The sequence below is a fragment of the Streptomyces sp. NPDC002698 genome (assembly GCF_042888945.1).
Lineage (GTDB): Bacteria > Actinomycetota > Actinomycetes > Streptomycetales > Streptomycetaceae > Streptomyces.
The window spans coordinates 1-15,829 of record NZ_JBIAQM010000044.1 but is presented as its reverse complement, the minus strand read 5'-3'; the positions used below and the strand labels follow the sequence as shown (position 1 = coordinate 15,829).

Here is a 15,829-nt window from a genome sequence, read left to right as displayed (position 1 = left end):
GGGCCGCGCCCACCGCGTTGAGCTCAGGTGACCTGCCCCCAGGGCAGCCGATGCGGGACGGCTCCCGGTCCCGGAGTGATGGCGCTCCTTGAAAACGGCCAACCGCTGCTCGGCGGTACCCCAGACTTGCTCGCTGGATCTCTCCACCGATCGGCAGGAGCGGCCGGCATCTCGTTGACATCGCTGTCGTAGGGATGGTGCCAGGTGTCCAGGTACTGCGCGACCAACAGCCGGGCCAGGCAGGTGCCTCGGGGTGAGGTGAAGGACATTGGCGCCTTCGGGCGTTGCCGTGGACGCGACGGGCGGGTAAGACCGGGACGACGAGATGTGGCCGCGAGGCGCGGTGGGCGCCCGGTACAGCTGGGTTCTGTACGGCCTGTGTCCAGTACCGGGCGCACAGGACGTATCACGACGTGGGGGAATCGGCATGACGGCAAGCGCGCCAACGGACGGGACACCGGAACCGCAGCCGAGCGCCGACGGAGACAGCGCTTCGGAGCCGACGGGGCAGCAAGCAGGCTCGGATGCGCCCGCGCCGTCCGCCGCTGATCAGCCCCCGCCGCAGGGGTCCGCCGATACGGGAGGCGGAGCCGACGAGAGCTTAGGGGCGATCACCTCCGAAGTTCTCGGAGTGGACCCTGCTGCCTCCCGGCGCAAGAAGATCCTTTGGCTGTCGGTGACGGCGACGGTCACTCTCCTGAGCGTCCTGGGCGGAGCGCTCCTTGGCTACTACATGATCAAGCCGAGCGTGACCAGGGAGAACGATTCCAACAAGGGGTACGACGCCTCCCAGGCGCCTTTCACGGCGTCCGTGCAAACCGAGTTGGGCGACCCCCGTCAGGACTGGGTGATGGTCCTCGACCGCGAGCTGACCGAGGGCGAGACGCGGAAACTGACCTCCAGCGATGACGCCGCCGCCTTCGCGTATCTCAGGTCACTCGGTGGCCGCCTGCTCACTTACGCGTCCTACCTGGAACACGCCCCGAAGCGGTACCCGCAGGGGACGTCGACCGGCAATACGGAATTCTCCCGCACCTTCAAGCTGAGACTGCTGAGCACCCGGTCCGCCGCCGTGGTCATCGACGGCTGGAAAGCCACCGGCGTCACCTGTCGGCCGAGCACCGCCAAGACGGTCGTCGGCCATCCGTTGCAGGGCGGATCCGCCTACCAGGGGATCCGGGTCCACGTCCCGCCCCGGGGCGGCGAGCCGGTGCTGACCGATGACGACGAGGGACAGGGCGAGCCCTACTTCGACAGCCACATCATCGAGGTCGGGAACGGCCAGTCCTCGGGCGCCATGCGAGTGGAGGCGATCGCGCCACAAGGACAGTCGTGCGAGTGGGGGATCAAGGTCCACTACGTCGACGCCTACCAGAAGGCGCAGTGGCTCCAGCTGAAGGACAGCGCCGGGAACGCGCTGCGTATCCGCACGGAGTCCGTCCCAGCCGACCCCCGGCAGAAGTGGGTCTTCGGGTCCGTCCCCTGGACGGCGTGCCACCAGAAGCTCGAGGAGGGGTCGTTGTGCGACATGGTCTAGCCGGAAAGGCCGCGGTTCTCGCGGCCCTCGGGGTCCTGTCCCTTCAGGCCTGCACACCTCAACCGAGCTCGGAGAAGCCTGCGTCCGGGTCTTCGGCGCGCTCGGCACCCTACCTGGGCAACCGCGGATACGCCCTTTCGGACAGTCCCTTCACTCGCAAGGACACGGTCGTCACCGCCAGGTGCGACATGGGCGCCCGTTATGTCGGCGTCGTGGTGACGGCGTGGGATCCGCAGAGCTGGAAGCCGCGCGCGACACGGTGGTTCGCCGTTCCGGAGGACGCAGCGTTCACCAACTATCCCGGCGCCAAGACGATCCACAGCCCACTCGTAGACCTCTGCGCCGAGAAAGCGGACGAACCGGGCCCCTATCCCACAGACAGCCTGGAACACATCACTCCCCGGGTCCGCGCGCTCTTCGACCTGTCGTACACACGCATGGCGGTGGTCCTCCGCGACCCCGGAAGCAAGACCGCCTCTCACGTCGGTTTCGTGAAGAGCGACGCGGAACAGGACGACTTCGTGCACCTGAGCGGTGCTGCGGGCGACGACGAGCAGAACGCCGTGATGTCGCCGGACGGGCGCACCGTGTGGTTCACCTACACGGACCGGGAAGGCCGGAAGAGGATCGGTTCCCGGTCCGCCGAGGGCGACCACCACCTGTCGGCCGAGGGACCGGGCGCGGGGAACGACCTGCCCCTGACCATCACGGGCAAGCCCGTGCGCGCCGTCCAGGCCAACATGGTGCACCTCGCGCCGGACGGCCGCAGGCTCACAGCGACCGCACCCAAAGTCTTCGGCACCGTCTTCGACACCTGGAACTCCTCAGGCCCACTCAGCAGGACGTCGGCACGCGAGGCCGTGCTGCTCAGCGGATGCGCCGCCGTCGTCGGCTGGGTCAGCGACGACCGGGTGCTGTGCCGCACGTCGTCCGGTTCATTCCGGACCATGAACGCCCGCACCGGTCGCGCCGCGGGCGCCCCGATCAGCGTGGTCGGCCCGCAGGACGGCACCGTCGCGGAGGGGATGCTGGTATCGCCCGACGGGACGAAGTTCATCGCCTCCGTCCACCAACCCAATGCCGAGCAGGACCCCGACTATGGGTACAACGCGCCCGACTTCCGGGTGGTGCCGGCCACACGGGGAGGAACGGCGACCGATCTCGCCGACGCGGAACTGGACGTACACACGGTGTTCCTGAGCTGGTCGTGAGCGGCTGTGCGGGCCCGACGCCGGTGCGGTCGCGGTGACTGTGCGGAGGCACTCGACGCTCGCTGAAGCTCCCCACTCCGTTGACCGCCGGAGCATGTGAGGCGACGAGCGCCCCTGGTCGAATTCAGGGCTCTGGCCGCAGTTCCGTGATCCTCGAGCGCGTTGTGGCGTGGGCGTGTCCCGGCACATGCGATGCGATCAACTCTGGTTGATAGACAATCGTCATGACCTACTACGCAGACCTGACTCCGTACACGTACGACAGGGACAATTGGGATCCAGAAGCGTCAGGCTGCTGGCGAGGTGTCCCGCTGCTGAACGTGGGCTGGCTCAGCCGCAGTAAGATCTACGCAAAGGGGGCACCCCCTTCGGGGTTGGTAGACGCACTGCAGCGTATGACTCAGACGCATCGGGCCCAGCAGACGCGCGGCCATCACTTCTGCCCTTGGTGTGCCTCGAGACTGCTCGGACCGCGGGGCGACAGTCCACGGGGCAGTTCAGAGATACGCGTTATGAGGAACGGCGTCGCCTACGCTGCTCCTGAGCTGGTTGCTCACTATGTCGAAGCCCACAGCTACTTGCCGCCGACCGATTTCGTACATGCTGTGCTGTCGCCTGGTGCCTTCTCCTGACCCCGGGACTCATGGCTGGGTGAGGACGCGGGTCCGAAGGAGTTCGAACGAGGCGCTGCCGTACATGGCTCGCTTGAGCGTTTTCACCCGGTTCACGTGTCCTTCGACGACGCCGGAGCTCCAGGGGAGGGTGAGGCCGGCGGTGACGGCGTCGAGGTCCTGGCGGAGGAAGCCGGCGAAGCCCTGCATGGGCTTTGGGGCGTCCTGCTCGGCCTGGCGGATCCACTCCAGCAGGAGGTATCCACGCCGATGACAGACCAGGTCGGCGAAGGCGCGGGCGAGGTCGCAGGCCCGGGTGATGTCTGGGCAGGCGAGCCGGACCTGAAGCAGCCGCTGGTCCTGGCTCTCGGTGAGGGCCTTCCGGGGCCGCATGATCCAGGAGGTGATCTTGCGGAGGCTGGGGATATCGGCTCAGATCGGTTCGGCGGCCGCCCGGTCGTCGCGCTGCTCGTCGTCCTCGGAGCGTTTGCCGCCCTGGTGATCCCCGCACGGCAGGGCATCGCCGCACGGGCGCCCGAGGAGCCGGCCGCGTCGTCGCTCGACGAGGTGGACACCGGCGTGTCCGACGCGCCCGCCGGCCGCCCGCGTCCGGAGCACGACCTCGTGTGCGGGCAGGGCCGGGGGAAGGCGCGGGGAAACGGGCCCGGGCCCTCCGTTCAGCTGGACTCGCGGACCACGAGTTCGTTCGGCATGATCACCGGCTTCCTGGGGCCGCCCTCGATGAGCGCCAGCAGCAGGCGCACCGTCGCGGTGGCCTGGTCGGCCATGGAACTGCGCACCGAGGTGAGCGCGGGAGTGGTGTAGGCGGCGGCCTCGATGTCGTCGAACCCGACCACGGCCACGTCGTCGGGGACCCGGCGGCCCGCCTGGTGCAGGGTGCGCAGCGCCCCGATGGCCATGAGGTCGTTGGCCGCGAACACCGCGTCGACGTCCGGGTCATCCTCCAGGAGCTGCCGCATGGCCTCCGCGCCCGACACCCGCGTGAAGTCGCCCAGCGCGACGATCGAGCGGCGGCCGGTGTCCCGCAGGGTCGCGCGGTACCCCTCGAGCCGTTCGCGGGACTCGTACAGGTCCAGCGGCCCGGTGATCGTGGCGATCCGGCGTCTGCCCCGCTCCAGCAGGTGCCGTACGGCCAGCTCCGCACCGCCCGCGTTGTCCAGCGCCACGTACGGGACGTCCGTCGCGGCGGTGCGGTTGAAGGACGCGACGGGCAGGCCCATGCGGGCGAGCGCGGCCGGCAGGGGATCGGCGCCGTGCAGCGCCACGAGCATCACGCCGTCCACGTGGCCCCCCGCCACGTAGCGCTCCACCCGGGCCCGGCTCTCGTCGGACTCGGCGAGGATCAGTACCACGCGTCTGCCGACGGCCTCCAACTCCCGGCTGACGGTGCGCACCACGGTGGAGAACAGCGGGTCGTCGGACACCACGCCCTTGGGCGGGTCGGACACGACCACGGCCACGGCGTCCGTGCGGCGGGTGACCAGGTTGCGGGCGGCGGCGTTCGGCACGTAGCCGAGTTCCCGCACCGCCTGCATGACGACGTCCCGGATCTCCGGCGCGACGGTGGTCTCCCCGTTGATGACCCGGGAGACGCTCGACTTGGACACGCCGGCCCGGGCGGCGACCACCGTGAGCGTGGGTCGTTTCATCGCCTTCCGATCATCGGTGCCCGGTCGTCGAGTCCAGGGAGCGTTTCCCCCAGGATGACCTCGGCCCGATCCGCCTGTCAACGACGCCTCCCGTGCACCTGGTTGATGGTCTCTCGCCTCAACCGGCCGGTCTCCGGCGCCGGTCGGCCGGCGTCGCGCGCACCGCCGCAGTGGATCTCAGGAACCGTTCCCTGACACGCAGCACATGCGTCGGGGGTGTTACGGGCCTGTTGCCGAAAGCCTTGACAGGCCACCGGCATCGGCCCATTCTCACCCCTCAGGGAGCGCTCCCTCACCCTTCCCCCACTGAGGAGTCGCCCGTGCATCCCCTGCTTCACCGCTTCGGCTTACCCGCCCTGGTCGCGGCCGTCCTGCTCACCCTCGTCAGCCTGCCCGCACCCCGCGCCCACGCCGCCGAGACCCTGCTGTCGCAGGGCCGGCCCGTCGTCGCGTCGAGCACCGAGGACCCGTTCACCGCGCCGGGAGCCGTCGACGGCAACCCGGCGACGCGCTGGTCCAGCGCCTTCTCCGACCCGCAGTGGATCAGGGTCGACCTCGGGGCCCTGGCCCGGATCAGCCGTGTCACCCTCCAGTGGGAGGCCGCCTACGGCAAGGCCTTCCGTATCCAGGTGTCGGACGACGCCGAGACCTGGTCCACCGTCCACGAGACGGCGGACGGTACCGGCGGCACCCAGAACCTGACCCTCACGGCCACCGGCCGCTACGTCCGCATGTACGGCACCCAGCGCGGCACTCAATACGGCTTCTCCCTCTGGGAGTTCCAGGTGTACGGCACGGCCGGCACCGGCGGCGACCCCGGCGGCGGGGACACCCTGCTGTCGTATGGGAAGACCGGCGCGGCCTCCTCGTCGCAGAGCGACGGCAACTGCTGGGAGTGCACCCCGGCCCGGGCCTTCGACCGCGACCCGGCCTCCCGGTGGGCGACCAGCTCCACCACCGGCTGGACCGACCCCGGCTGGATCTCCGTCGACCTGGGCGCGACCGCGCAGATCACCAAGGTCGTCCTGCAGTGGGACCCCGCCTACGCCAAGTCCTTCCAGATCCAGGTCTCGCCCAACGGCACCGACTGGACGCCGATCTACTCGACCACGTCCGGCACCGGCTTCAAACAGACCCTGGCCGTCTCCGGCACGGGGCGCTACGTCCGCATGTACGGCACCGAACGCGCCACCCCTTACGGCTACTCCCTCTGGGAGTTCCAGGTGTACGGCACCGGAGGCGCCCCCGTCCCGGCGCCGCCGCTGCCGCCGGACCCGGCGCAGCCGCCGCGGCTGGTGTGGAGCGACGACTTCGACGGGGCCGCCGGCAGCAAGCCCGACCCGGCGAAGTGGCGCGCCGACCCCGGCACCGGCCAGAACGGCGAGCTGCAGTACTACACAGACCAGCAGAACGCCGCGCTCGACGGCGGCGGCCACCTCGTCATGGAGGCCCGCAAGGAGGCCAGCCCCGGCCGAGCCTGCCCGCCCGACCCGCTGACCGGCAGCACCACCTGCCAGTACACATCGGCCCGCATGAACACCGGCGCCACCTTCCAGTTCACCTACGGACGCGTCGAGGCCCGCATCAAGGTGCCCAAGGGCAACGGGCTGTGGCCCGCCTTCTGGATGATGGGCGCCGACTTCCTCACCGGCCGTCCGTGGCCGTACAACGGCGAGGTCGACATCATGGAGGTCCTCGGCAAAGACGTGAAAACGGCCTACTCGACCGTGCACGCCCCCGCCTACAACGGTGGCAACGGGATCGGCTCGCCGTACCGGCTGCCCTCGGGCGCCGACTTCTCGGACGACTTCCACACCTGGGCCGCCGACTGGAACAGCAAGGGCATCGTCTTCAGCCTCGACGGGCGCACCGTGTTCACCCTGGACAAGGACCAGGTGGAGCGTACGCGCGGACCCTGGATCTTCGACCACCCGCACTACATGATCCTCAACCTCGCGGTCGGCGGCGACTGGCCCGGCCCGACCGACGCGTCGACGCCGTTCCCGTCCCGGATGCTCGTCGACTACGTGCGCGTGTACCAGTAGCGCAGCCGGCACCGGCCCCCTTGTCAGGTCCGGCCCGGACACCTCGGTTCCGGGCCGGACCGCAGCCGCACCACGCCCCACCCCCTCCGATGAGGAAGTGACATGCGCAGACACCCGTTACACCTCTATCCCGTGTTGGTCGGTGCCCTGGCGATCGCCCTGGCCGCCGCCCTCGGCATCACCCTCGGCGCCCCCGCAGCGCGGGCCGCCACCGTCACCGTCCAGGCCGAGTCCTACGCGGCGCAGTCCGGCGTCGCCCTGGAGACGACCGCCGACATGGGCGGCGGGCAGAATGCCGCCTACCTCGCCGACGGCGACTGGATGCGCTTCGACCAGGTCGACCTCGGGCCCGCCGGCCGCCTGACGGTGTCGGCGCGCATCGCCGCCGCCACGGGCAGCGGGTCCGTCGAACTGCGCACCGGTTCCCTGACCGGCCCCCTGCTCGCCGTGATCCAGACAGGCCCCACCGGGGGCTGGCAGACCTGGGCGACGCGCAGCGCCGACGTCACCACCCACCCGACCGGCGCCCAGACCGTGTTCGTGGTGCTGCGCAGCACCACGCCCGGCGACTTCGTCAACATCAACTGGTTCTCGTTCGTCAGCGGCGGCGACGAGCCCGCGCCGGGCTGGGTCGACGTCGACCAGACCAAGTGGCAGGCCCAGCTGACCCAGTTCCGGGCGATGACCCCGGCGCCGGTGCCCGCCAACGCCGTGCGCGTCCCCGAGTTCAACGCCACCTGCACCTACAGCCACTCCAAGCCGGACGACCCGATCGTCGCCCCGGGCCTGCCCGGCGCGTCCCACATGCACAGCTTCTTCGGCAACAAGAGCACCGACGCGTTCACCACCACCCAGAGCCTGCTGGGCAACACGGGCACGACCTGCACACCCGCCAAGGACCTCTCGGCGTACTGGATCCCCACGCTCTACGAGCGCGGCAAGGCGGTCGAACCCGACGGGATGATCGTCTACTACGGGTCGCGGCTGCCCGACTCCACGGCGACCGTGCCCTTCCCGCAGGGCTTCCGCATGATCGCGGGCAGCGCCAAGTTGCAGGTGGCCACCCCGGCCGGCTCGCCCAACCAGTTCTGGTGCGCCGGACCCGGCGGCGAGACCGGCCGCAGCGCCGACGGCAACTGGCCGCTGTGCGCCCCCACCGCCAAGCTGGTGTACCAGCTGGTCTTCCCGGACTGCTGGGACGGTAAGCACCTCGACAGCCCGGACCACAAGTCGCACGTCGCCTTCACCTACGACGGCAAGTGCAGCGGCGCCTACCCGGTCGCCATCCCCTCGGTGTCGTTCGTCATCAGCTACCCGACCAGCGGGAGCGCCGACGGGTTCAGCCTGGCGTCGGGCATGGCCTCGTCCATCCACGGTGACTTCTTCAACGCCTGGGACACCGCGGCCCTCGGGCAGCGCGTGAAGGACTGCATCGTGCAGAGCGCCAAGTGCAACTCCGCCGGAACGTTCTGACCCGGCGGACGGCGGCCGCCCTGCTCCTGGGCCTGGCGGCCGCCGGCTGCACCCCGCAGCCGGCGGCCGACAGGCCCGCGCCCGCCGCCTTCAACGACACCGACACGGCATGGATCCAGTTGATGATCCCCATGGACGAACGGGCCTCGCTGCTCATCGACTTGGCGCCCGCCCGCGCCGGTCGCCCGGCCCTGGCCGGCTGGGCCGAGGAGGCGGGAAGGAGATTGAAGGACGAACTCGTCGACCTGCGTGAGCTGTTGGAGGTCTCGGGTGTTCCCGACACCCGCCCCCACGAGGGGCACAACATGCCGGGCATGGTCACGCTCGACACAGTGCGCAGGGCGAGGACGGTGACGGGGGAGAGCTTCGACCGCCTCTTCACCGAGAGTCTGCGGGCCCATCTGGTCCAGGTCCGCATGCTGTGCGCGAGTGAACGCACGTCAGGGAGCTCCGAGCGGGCGAAGGACCTCGCCGCCGTCATCGAAAGGAGCGTGGCCCAGCAGATCACCCGGCTCGGCGCCCTCCGGTGACGGCCGCCGGTGCCGGACGTCACCGTCAGGGAGGGAGCAGTCCCGTCACGCGCCGTCCCGCACGGACGTGAAGAACTCGGTCATCCGCTCCAGCCCCTTCCCGCCGAACATCGTCTCCAGGCTGGCGGCGGACGGGGCGGCGGACGCCTAGGCGGTTTCGTTTGGATCATCGTGTGGGCCAGAGGAAGATGCCGGCGATGTGGAGTCCGGCCAGGTAGATGGTGGCTGTCTTCTCGTAGCGGGTGGCGATGCCTCGCCATTGCTTGAGGCGGTTGATGCACCGCTCGACGGTGTTGCGCTGCTTGTAGGCCTCGCGGTCGAAGGCCGGTGGCCTGCCGCCTCGGCTGCCGCGCCGCAGCCGGTGGCCGCGCTGGTCGGCGGGCACGGGGATCACGGCACGGATGCCGCGCCGGCGCAAGTGTTCGCGGATCGCGCGGGATGCGTAGGCCTTGTCGGCCAGGACCACGTCCGATCTGGTGCGCGGCCGCCCGCGTCGTCGGGGAACACGCAGGCGGGCCATGACAGCGGTGAAGGCCGGTGCATCGCCCGCCTGTCCGGCGGTGAGGACGAACGCCAGGGGCCGGCAGCGGGCATCAGCAGCGAGGTGGATCTTGGTGGTCAGTCCGCCGCGGGAGCGGCCGATGGCATGGTCGTCGGGTTCGCCGGCCGGGGCCCCCTTTTGCGGGCACCGGCCGCATGCTGGTGGGCCCGCACGATCGTGGAGTCCACCGAGACCGCCCAGCCGAGGTCCTCGTCGGCATCGGCCTGGGCCATCAGCGCGGTGAAGACGCGTTCCCAAGTGCCGTCGATGGCCCACATTCGCAGCCGGTTGTAGACGCCTCGCCAGTTGCCGTACTTCTCCGGCAGGTGCACCCACTGGGTCCCGGTCTGGAACTTGAAGGCGATCGCGTCGATCACCTCGCGGTGATCCCGCCAGCGGCCACCCCGCACCGGCGTCCGGTCCGGGAGCAACGGCTCGATCCGCGCCCACTGCGCGTCAGTTAACGGCACATCCGGACCAACGATCCGATGATCTAAACGAAACGGCCTAGCTCCTCTGCCATGACGCGCAGGTGCCACCTTTGCGCCGAGGTATGCAGACCTGCCGTGCTGCCCCGCCCCGCGGTCGGGCCGAGCAGGAACCGGTGTTTGCCAGGGAGAGCTCAAGGGAATCGAGGGCGTCGTGCTTCAGGCCGCAGGAGCGTGCTCTGCGGCGCCCCGTACCACCGGCCCTGTCCATGGGACCGGGCGGTGTTGGAGCGGTGGACGCCGTCGTGCGACCTCAGCTCAGGTGCTGCCCTGAGGACGCGGATTGTGCCAGCGCGCGTGGGCTGCTGCTACCTACGCTTGCCGCGGTTTGCGTCGCTTGCCCCAGCTGCCTTGTGGCCTGTTCCGGTCCTGCTCCAGCATCATCGCGTCAAACTGGGCTTTGCTGGTGGCGGCTCGTGGTTCAGGGACGAGTGTGGTCGACGTCGATCGCCAAGGGACAGCCGAGGCCCAGCCGACCAGGGGCATGGTCTTGTCGTAATGCGGGGCGAACTGCGCGACGTCGACCGTGGGCATCCGATAGGCCAGGCCGCGGACGTGTTCGAGGAACCTCTCGGGCAGCGAGACGTGGTGGATCTCCAGGTAGTGCGAGAAGTCCTGGCGCCACAACCAGGTGCCGTCGGTCATCAGGGACGAGCATCCCGGGGAGTGACGGTGAGGGCTGCCGGTAATGGCGTCGCGCCCGGCTTCCATGACGTCGATCAGCACATGGCCGGCGTCCAGATAAGCCGCCAGGTCCGCCTCGTCCGGCTCGCCGACGGACCGGACAGCATCGCGGATCGATCCGTTCGGCTGGCCGGAGCCCTTCTCGAGTTCGTCGTAGAAGCCCAGCAACCCCAGCACTGCGTCCCCTTTGATGAGCCGTTCTGTCCTGCTGGCGACGGCAGGAACGGCCACTGTTGATCATCGGTGCGGGATGGCAAACGATCACGCGGCGGCTGCAGGTCACAGCTTGACATCCTCCCGGGCCGTCATGTCAGGCCCCTCTCACGGTTCCAGCCCCGTACCGCCGGCTGCTGGAAGCCGACAACAGCACGGTCACCCGCCATTCGCACAGCCCACGCGAATGGCGGCGCGCCCCTCGCTCGCTTGCTCCAGGTGCCGTAAGCCGCGAAGGCCCTTTGCTGCGGCGTGACATGTGTCCGTGACAAGCGGGCACTCGCGATGGCTATGCAGGTAAATCAGACGTATGCCAGGAGTAACCCTCTTGTTCGGGCCGGGCTTTGGGCGCACCCCGCACCACGGCCTGCCGAGGGAAGGCACCGGCGTACAGGACGGCGTCGGGGCCGGTGGCATCGCAGGCTGCTTGCCTATCGCGGTGTCGAGATCCTGCTGTCTTCCTCGCCGGGGGACGCGGGTGAGAAGTGTCTCTTGCTGGTGCACATCCGCAGGGTGATCGGGCGGGTGACCTATCGCGCATGCGACACGTGCGCCGAGGGCGTGATCACCGATGTCACCCTGGACGAACCCTTCCGCGACTGCGGACTGAGCACCAGGGCACTATCACGCCTGCATTCCCAGTACCCCGCATCACCTGGCGCACCACGCTCGACACCCGCCTCACCCGCGCCCTGCTGCACCGTATGCGCATTTCCAAGACGACCGCGGGAGGGAACTGCCCCCACAGCCGACCTGGCGTCGCTGCCCCTGCTTGTGGTTGAGAGCCGCCGGCGGGCGGGCGTTCGCATCCCTTCACGGCTTCCGCCCCGGTAGATGGATCAATCATTTCGTTCGCTTCACTCGGTCGGTGCCATCGGCACGGTCGTGGACCACGAACTGAGCAGCCCCGACGGGGACAGCGAAGACGAAGCAGACGTGCGTCACCCGCCACGCGCAGCAACTCGTGACTTACCTCAAACACACCAGGACGGTGGCTGGCCCTGGAGCAGAAGCGGCCAAGGGCCCGCATCTCTATCGCGTTCGGGCCCTTAGCCACCTCGCACATGCCCTTGTGTTCAGCTCTTCCTGCGGCGGCGGGCGAGCGACAGCACGGCGACGCCCGCGGCGGCTACGAGCAGCGCGGTGCGGTTGTCGCGTGCCTGATGCGCATACTGAGCCGTCTTGTCCTGCAGGGATTGGGGTGTCTTCTCTTCCCACATCCGTCCGGCCTGGGCCGCCGCGGCCCGGGCGTGCCCGGCTGCCTGAGCGGCCTTCTCCTTGACGGGGTCGGGCAGTTTGTCCTGGATCTGGGAGGCGGCCTTCGCGGCCTGCGTCTTCAGTTCGCCGGCTTTGAGGAACGCCTGATCCTTCAGCTCCCCGGCCTTCTGCTGAGTGCGGGCCTTGACGTCGTTGTCCGCTAGGTCTTGGACACCGAGTTCGTGGCGGGTGTGCTCGATCTGTTCGCGGAGTTCGGCCGGTGTGGGAGTGGTGTGCTGCTCGGCGGGCGTGTGGGTCATCGGTGTGCGCTCCTCTTGATCTCAGCCACATCGGCCTTGACGTTCTCGATCGTGCTTTCAGGGGTGAGGGGGGATGCCGCGGCGGCCTGCTTCTTGCCGCTGAGGGCCAGGACTGCGGCGATCACGCCGAGGACGGCGGTGATGATGAGGGCCGCAGTCCAGAGCGGCAGCAGGAGCGCAAGGGCTGCGATCGCAGTAGCGACCAGCGCCTGGAGCATCAGAAGGCCGGCCAGCGAGGCGCCGCCGAACAGGCCGCCGCTCTTGCTGTAGCGCTTGCCCTTCTCCTTCATTTCCGCCTGCGCCAGCTTCATCTCGCCGCGCACCAGTTCAGTCAGCTGCTGCGAGGCCCGCTGGACCAGCTCGCCCACCGGCTCATGCCCCACGTCGTTCGAATGCTGGACCGAGTTCGGGCTGTACGGCTGTGTACTCGACATGCGATCACCTCCTGTCTCTGTTCCTGCCGACCGGGCCGCCGCGGCAGCCCGGGCTTTGATGACTGGGCGAGTACCCCGAACTGCCTCGTTCAGGAGAGGAAACGAATTGCTGTGGGTGCGCTGGGTGTGTGGCCGCTGCAGCCAACGCCTCATGAGACGGGGCCATGCCGGATGAGCCAGGCGCTGCCGAGGCGTGCCGACAGCGACACTGGCGCGGTAGTCGGTTCCCGACTGCACACGCTCCACGGCCAGCAGGTGGCCGGCACCGCGCCGACAAGCGGCCAGGATCCCGCGCGTTGTTCGACGAGGCGTCGCGGCAACCCGGGGACAGGCGGCGTCGTGGGGGCCGTTTGCGGGTGTGGACGCGGGGCAGGCGGGGTGTGTGCTTCGGACCGGAGGCGCGAGCCAAGCGGAGTTGATCCGCGCGGCCGCGGCTTCTTCTGCGGTCTGCGTAGCCCTTCTCTGCGCGGCATGTCCCATCACCCTCGTTCGGGCCCCGCGCCGCTGTCCTCGCGCACCGCCCGGACGCGCCGTCCAGGAGGGATCCCGCGTGCTTACAGAGAACCCCGCAGTCCGTCCGCACACCGACGCCGTCTCCGAGGCCCAGCCGGCCGACGCCGCTGCGGTTGCTGCAGACCGAGGCTTTGACGATTCACCCGTAGCCGGCGCTTTGTTCATCCGGCTGGTGGAACTGGAGGACGGGCCCGAGCGGGACGCAGTGCGCGATGAGCTGGTCGGTCTCTGGCTGCCCATGGCGCACCGGATCGCCGGCCGCTTCCGCGACCGGGGTGAAGCCATCGAGGATCTGCGCCAGGTCGCAGCCCTCGGGCTCATCAAGGCCGTCGACCGGTTCGACCCGGTCCGCGGCGCCTTCGAGAGCTACGCCGTCCCGACGATCACCGGCGAGGTGAAACGTCACTTCAGGGACCGGATGTGGGCCGTGCGGGTTCCGCGCCGTGTCCAGGAACTGCGCAACCGTGTCCGGGTCGCCCGCCGGGAACTCCGCCAGCAGCCCGGCCCGGCCGAGCCGACGATCGCTGAGATCGCCGCCCACGCCCGCCTCACCGAGGAAGAGGTGAGTGCCGGGATGGAGGCCATGGAAGGCTTCAGCGCCCTCTCCCTCGACGTGGAAGTAGGCGCGGGCGACGACGGATACAGCCTCGGCGACACCCTGGGCGGCACCGACTCCTCCTTCGACACCATCGTCGACCGCCAGGCGGCCGCCCAGGAGCTGCGCCGGCTCCCCGAACGGGAGCGGACCATCCTCTACATGCGCTTCTTCGAGGACATGACGCAAGGGCGCATCGCCGAAAAGCTCGGCATCTCGCAGATGCACGTCTCCCGCCTCATCTCCCGCAGCTGCGCCCGCGTACGCCGAGGGGCCCTGGCGCAGTGACCGGAGGCCCGGAAGTGAAGGAGGGCGCGCTGATGAGTCAGCTACTGACGCACGGCCCCAGCGAGCAGCCCGCGCCCCGCACGGAGAATGAGCAGATACCGCAGGCCGCGCAGCCGCAGCGAGATGGGGTGCGGCAGGCCGTGGTCGAGCATGCGACGGGTGTGGTGATGGCTCTGGGACGGTTCGACGCCGGCAAGGCTGGAACTGTCCTGTCTGAGGTCTCTGATCGCACGGGTATCACGCTGGGCCGAGTCGCCGAACTGCTCGCCGCCTGGGTGCCCACTGGTGAACTCAATCTGGGACTTCGCATAGCCCTGGAAGAGGCGATCCGGGACCACCAGCACCGAGCACGCCCTGCACCTGCAGGTGATACGAAGTTTCGGGATGGAGAGGGCCATGCTGTCCCACAGGCTTGAGAACGGCGTGCTGGTCCTCACGGTGGAGGACGCGCCCGGCTTACGAGAGCAGAATCTGGCAGCCTTGATCAGCGACTTGGTCCACGTGCACGATCCCACGCCCGCGGTCGTCGTTCTTGGGACCGTGGTGCCCGATGAGGTGATCGAGGCGGTTGTGGAGGCGTACCGCAGGTGCAGGCGATCGGATGTGCTGATATCGGTGGCGACGCCCAGTGCTCCTGCCCGCCGTACCCTGCAGGCGCAGGCCGCTGCTCAGGGTGGGGGCCTGGTAGTGCACGCCCGCGTCGATACCGCCGTCAGAACGGCTGACGCCACTGCGGCCTGACTGCCGACCCGATTTCGGTTCGCGCTCAAAGAGGCCATCCGGAACAGCACCGCGTCTTCCCGCGCGATGCGACCGATGGCCGGCCCCCGACGAGACAGGGCAGGGCAGGAGCGGGATGACCGCTTTCCCCGGGTCGTCTATGCCCTGAGAAAAAGTGAGTCGGAACGCTGGAGGCGGGACCTGGATCCGGGAGTTGAGTCTGGTCAGCTTCCCGCCAGCGATGCGGTCGGCCGATCACCCTATGCCGGCGGCGGCGAGGCACCTCACGCCGTTGAGAAGTGGCCAGCATGGTCGTCCTTTCGTGCTTTCCGGCGCCGGAGGGGAAATTCGTTCTCACCCACCGGATGCTGTACTACCGGGACCTGCGCGGCGAGGTCTACGCGTTGTCTCTGGCTTCGACCACTAGATGGCGACAGAGGCGATCGGATCACTGTGAACATCTGCCGCCACGCTTGCAGCATCGGATCGTGGAGGTCGAGGCCAGCACGTCTGACGGCAGGCAATACCTCATGGAGTCGGGGAAGACCATCGCTCGGCAGATTCGCCGGGCGGGCAGGAATCGCGCTCACTGGTGGTGACACCGTGCACGAAAGCTGCCGTGCTGCCTCTTCCGACCTGCCGACGTGGTGGGTTGACGAGGCAGGTCAGCGCAGCGCGTTGATCGCGTAGAGGGTGCCGAGTCCGGCGGCCAGTGTGCCCAGGAGCAGGCGGAGGAAGGTCTCGGGCATCCGCGGCTGG

At 69.2% G+C, this 15,829-nt stretch carries 14 protein-coding genes; 8 read left to right on the top strand and 6 right to left on the bottom strand.

The window, feature by feature from the left end; translation table 11 throughout:
* Positions 1-631: 631 nt before the first annotated feature.
* Positions 632-1,537, top strand: a complete 906-nt coding sequence (locus ACFYW9_RS36155; RefSeq protein ID WP_389159362.1) for a hypothetical protein — start codon at positions 632-634, stop codon at positions 1,535-1,537.
* 188 nt (positions 1,538-1,725) lie between these two features.
* Complete coding sequence (locus tag ACFYW9_RS36150) at positions 1,726-2,748, top strand: hypothetical protein (RefSeq protein ID WP_389159361.1); 1,023 nt, start codon at positions 1,726-1,728, stop codon at positions 2,746-2,748.
* Positions 2,749-3,389: 641 nt separating this feature from the next.
* Here ACFYW9_RS36150 and ACFYW9_RS36145 read toward each other — a convergent pair.
* Both ACFYW9_RS36145 and ACFYW9_RS36140 read right to left on the bottom strand, forming a co-directional pair.
* Complete coding sequence (locus ACFYW9_RS36145) at positions 3,390-3,752, bottom strand: transposase (protein ID WP_389159360.1); 363 nt, start codon at positions 3,750-3,752, stop codon at positions 3,390-3,392.
* 284 nt (positions 3,753-4,036) lie between these two features.
* Entirely contained in the window at positions 4,037-5,029 is a 993-nt protein-coding gene (locus tag ACFYW9_RS36140; protein ID WP_389159359.1) for a LacI family DNA-binding transcriptional regulator, read from the bottom strand.
* Between the two features lie 320 nt (positions 5,030-5,349).
* Between ACFYW9_RS36140 and ACFYW9_RS36135 the strand changes: the two genes are divergently transcribed.
* The 3 genes from ACFYW9_RS36135 to ACFYW9_RS36125 all read left to right on the top strand — a co-directional run bounded on the left by ACFYW9_RS36135 (position 5,350) and on the right by ACFYW9_RS36125 (position 9,077).
* Entirely contained in the window at positions 5,350-7,074 is a 1,725-nt protein-coding gene (locus tag ACFYW9_RS36135; RefSeq protein ID WP_389159358.1) for a discoidin domain-containing protein, read from the top strand.
* Positions 7,075-7,176: 102 nt separating this feature from the next.
* Positions 7,177-8,547 (top strand): DUF1996 domain-containing protein, encoded by a 1,371-nt coding sequence (locus ACFYW9_RS36130; RefSeq protein ID WP_389159357.1) that lies wholly within the window; start codon positions 7,177-7,179, stop codon positions 8,545-8,547.
* Positions 8,523-9,077 (top strand): DUF305 domain-containing protein, encoded by a 555-nt coding sequence (locus tag ACFYW9_RS36125; RefSeq protein WP_389159356.1) that lies wholly within the window; start codon positions 8,523-8,525, stop codon positions 9,075-9,077. The genes ACFYW9_RS36130 and ACFYW9_RS36125 overlap by 25 nt, the downstream gene beginning before the upstream one ends.
* 166 nt (positions 9,078-9,243) lie before the next feature.
* Here the strand turns inward: ACFYW9_RS36125 and ACFYW9_RS36120 are convergent.
* From ACFYW9_RS36120 to ACFYW9_RS36105, 4 genes are all read right to left on the bottom strand, one after another.
* Positions 9,244-10,088 (bottom strand): IS5 family transposase gene (locus tag ACFYW9_RS36120; protein ID WP_389159355.1). Its coding sequence is split into 2 segments (ribosomal slippage): positions 9,244-9,758 and positions 9,758-10,088, totalling 846 coding nucleotides; the frame shifts between segments, so codons are not numbered across the junction.
* A gap of 330 nt (positions 10,089-10,418) precedes the next feature.
* Complete coding sequence (locus tag ACFYW9_RS36115; RefSeq protein ID WP_389159354.1) at positions 10,419-10,967, bottom strand: hypothetical protein; 549 nt, start codon at positions 10,965-10,967, stop codon at positions 10,419-10,421.
* A 1,112-nt stretch (positions 10,968-12,079) separates the two neighbouring features.
* On the bottom strand, positions 12,080-12,520 hold the full coding sequence (locus tag ACFYW9_RS36110) for a hypothetical protein (RefSeq protein ID WP_389159353.1): 441 nt from the start codon (positions 12,518-12,520) through the stop codon (positions 12,080-12,082).
* On the bottom strand, positions 12,517-12,954 hold the full coding sequence (locus tag ACFYW9_RS36105; protein ID WP_389159352.1) for a phage holin family protein: 438 nt from the start codon (positions 12,952-12,954) through the stop codon (positions 12,517-12,519). Before ACFYW9_RS36105 ends, ACFYW9_RS36110 begins: the two co-directional genes overlap by 4 nt.
* 550 nt (positions 12,955-13,504) lie before the next feature.
* Between ACFYW9_RS36105 and ACFYW9_RS36100 the strand changes: the two genes are divergently transcribed.
* From ACFYW9_RS36100 to ACFYW9_RS36090, 3 genes are read left to right on the top strand one after another with little or no spacing between them, the layout of a single operon-like run.
* Complete coding sequence (locus ACFYW9_RS36100) at positions 13,505-14,350, top strand: SigB/SigF/SigG family RNA polymerase sigma factor (protein WP_389159351.1); 846 nt, start codon at positions 13,505-13,507, stop codon at positions 14,348-14,350.
* Between the two features lie 32 nt (positions 14,351-14,382).
* Complete coding sequence (locus tag ACFYW9_RS36095) at positions 14,383-14,766, top strand: ANTAR domain-containing protein (RefSeq protein ID WP_389159350.1); 384 nt, start codon at positions 14,383-14,385, stop codon at positions 14,764-14,766.
* Positions 14,747-15,091 (top strand): hypothetical protein, encoded by a 345-nt coding sequence (locus ACFYW9_RS36090; RefSeq protein WP_389159349.1) that lies wholly within the window; start codon positions 14,747-14,749, stop codon positions 15,089-15,091. The genes ACFYW9_RS36095 and ACFYW9_RS36090 overlap by 20 nt, the downstream gene beginning before the upstream one ends.
* Positions 15,092-15,829 lie beyond the last annotated feature (738 nt).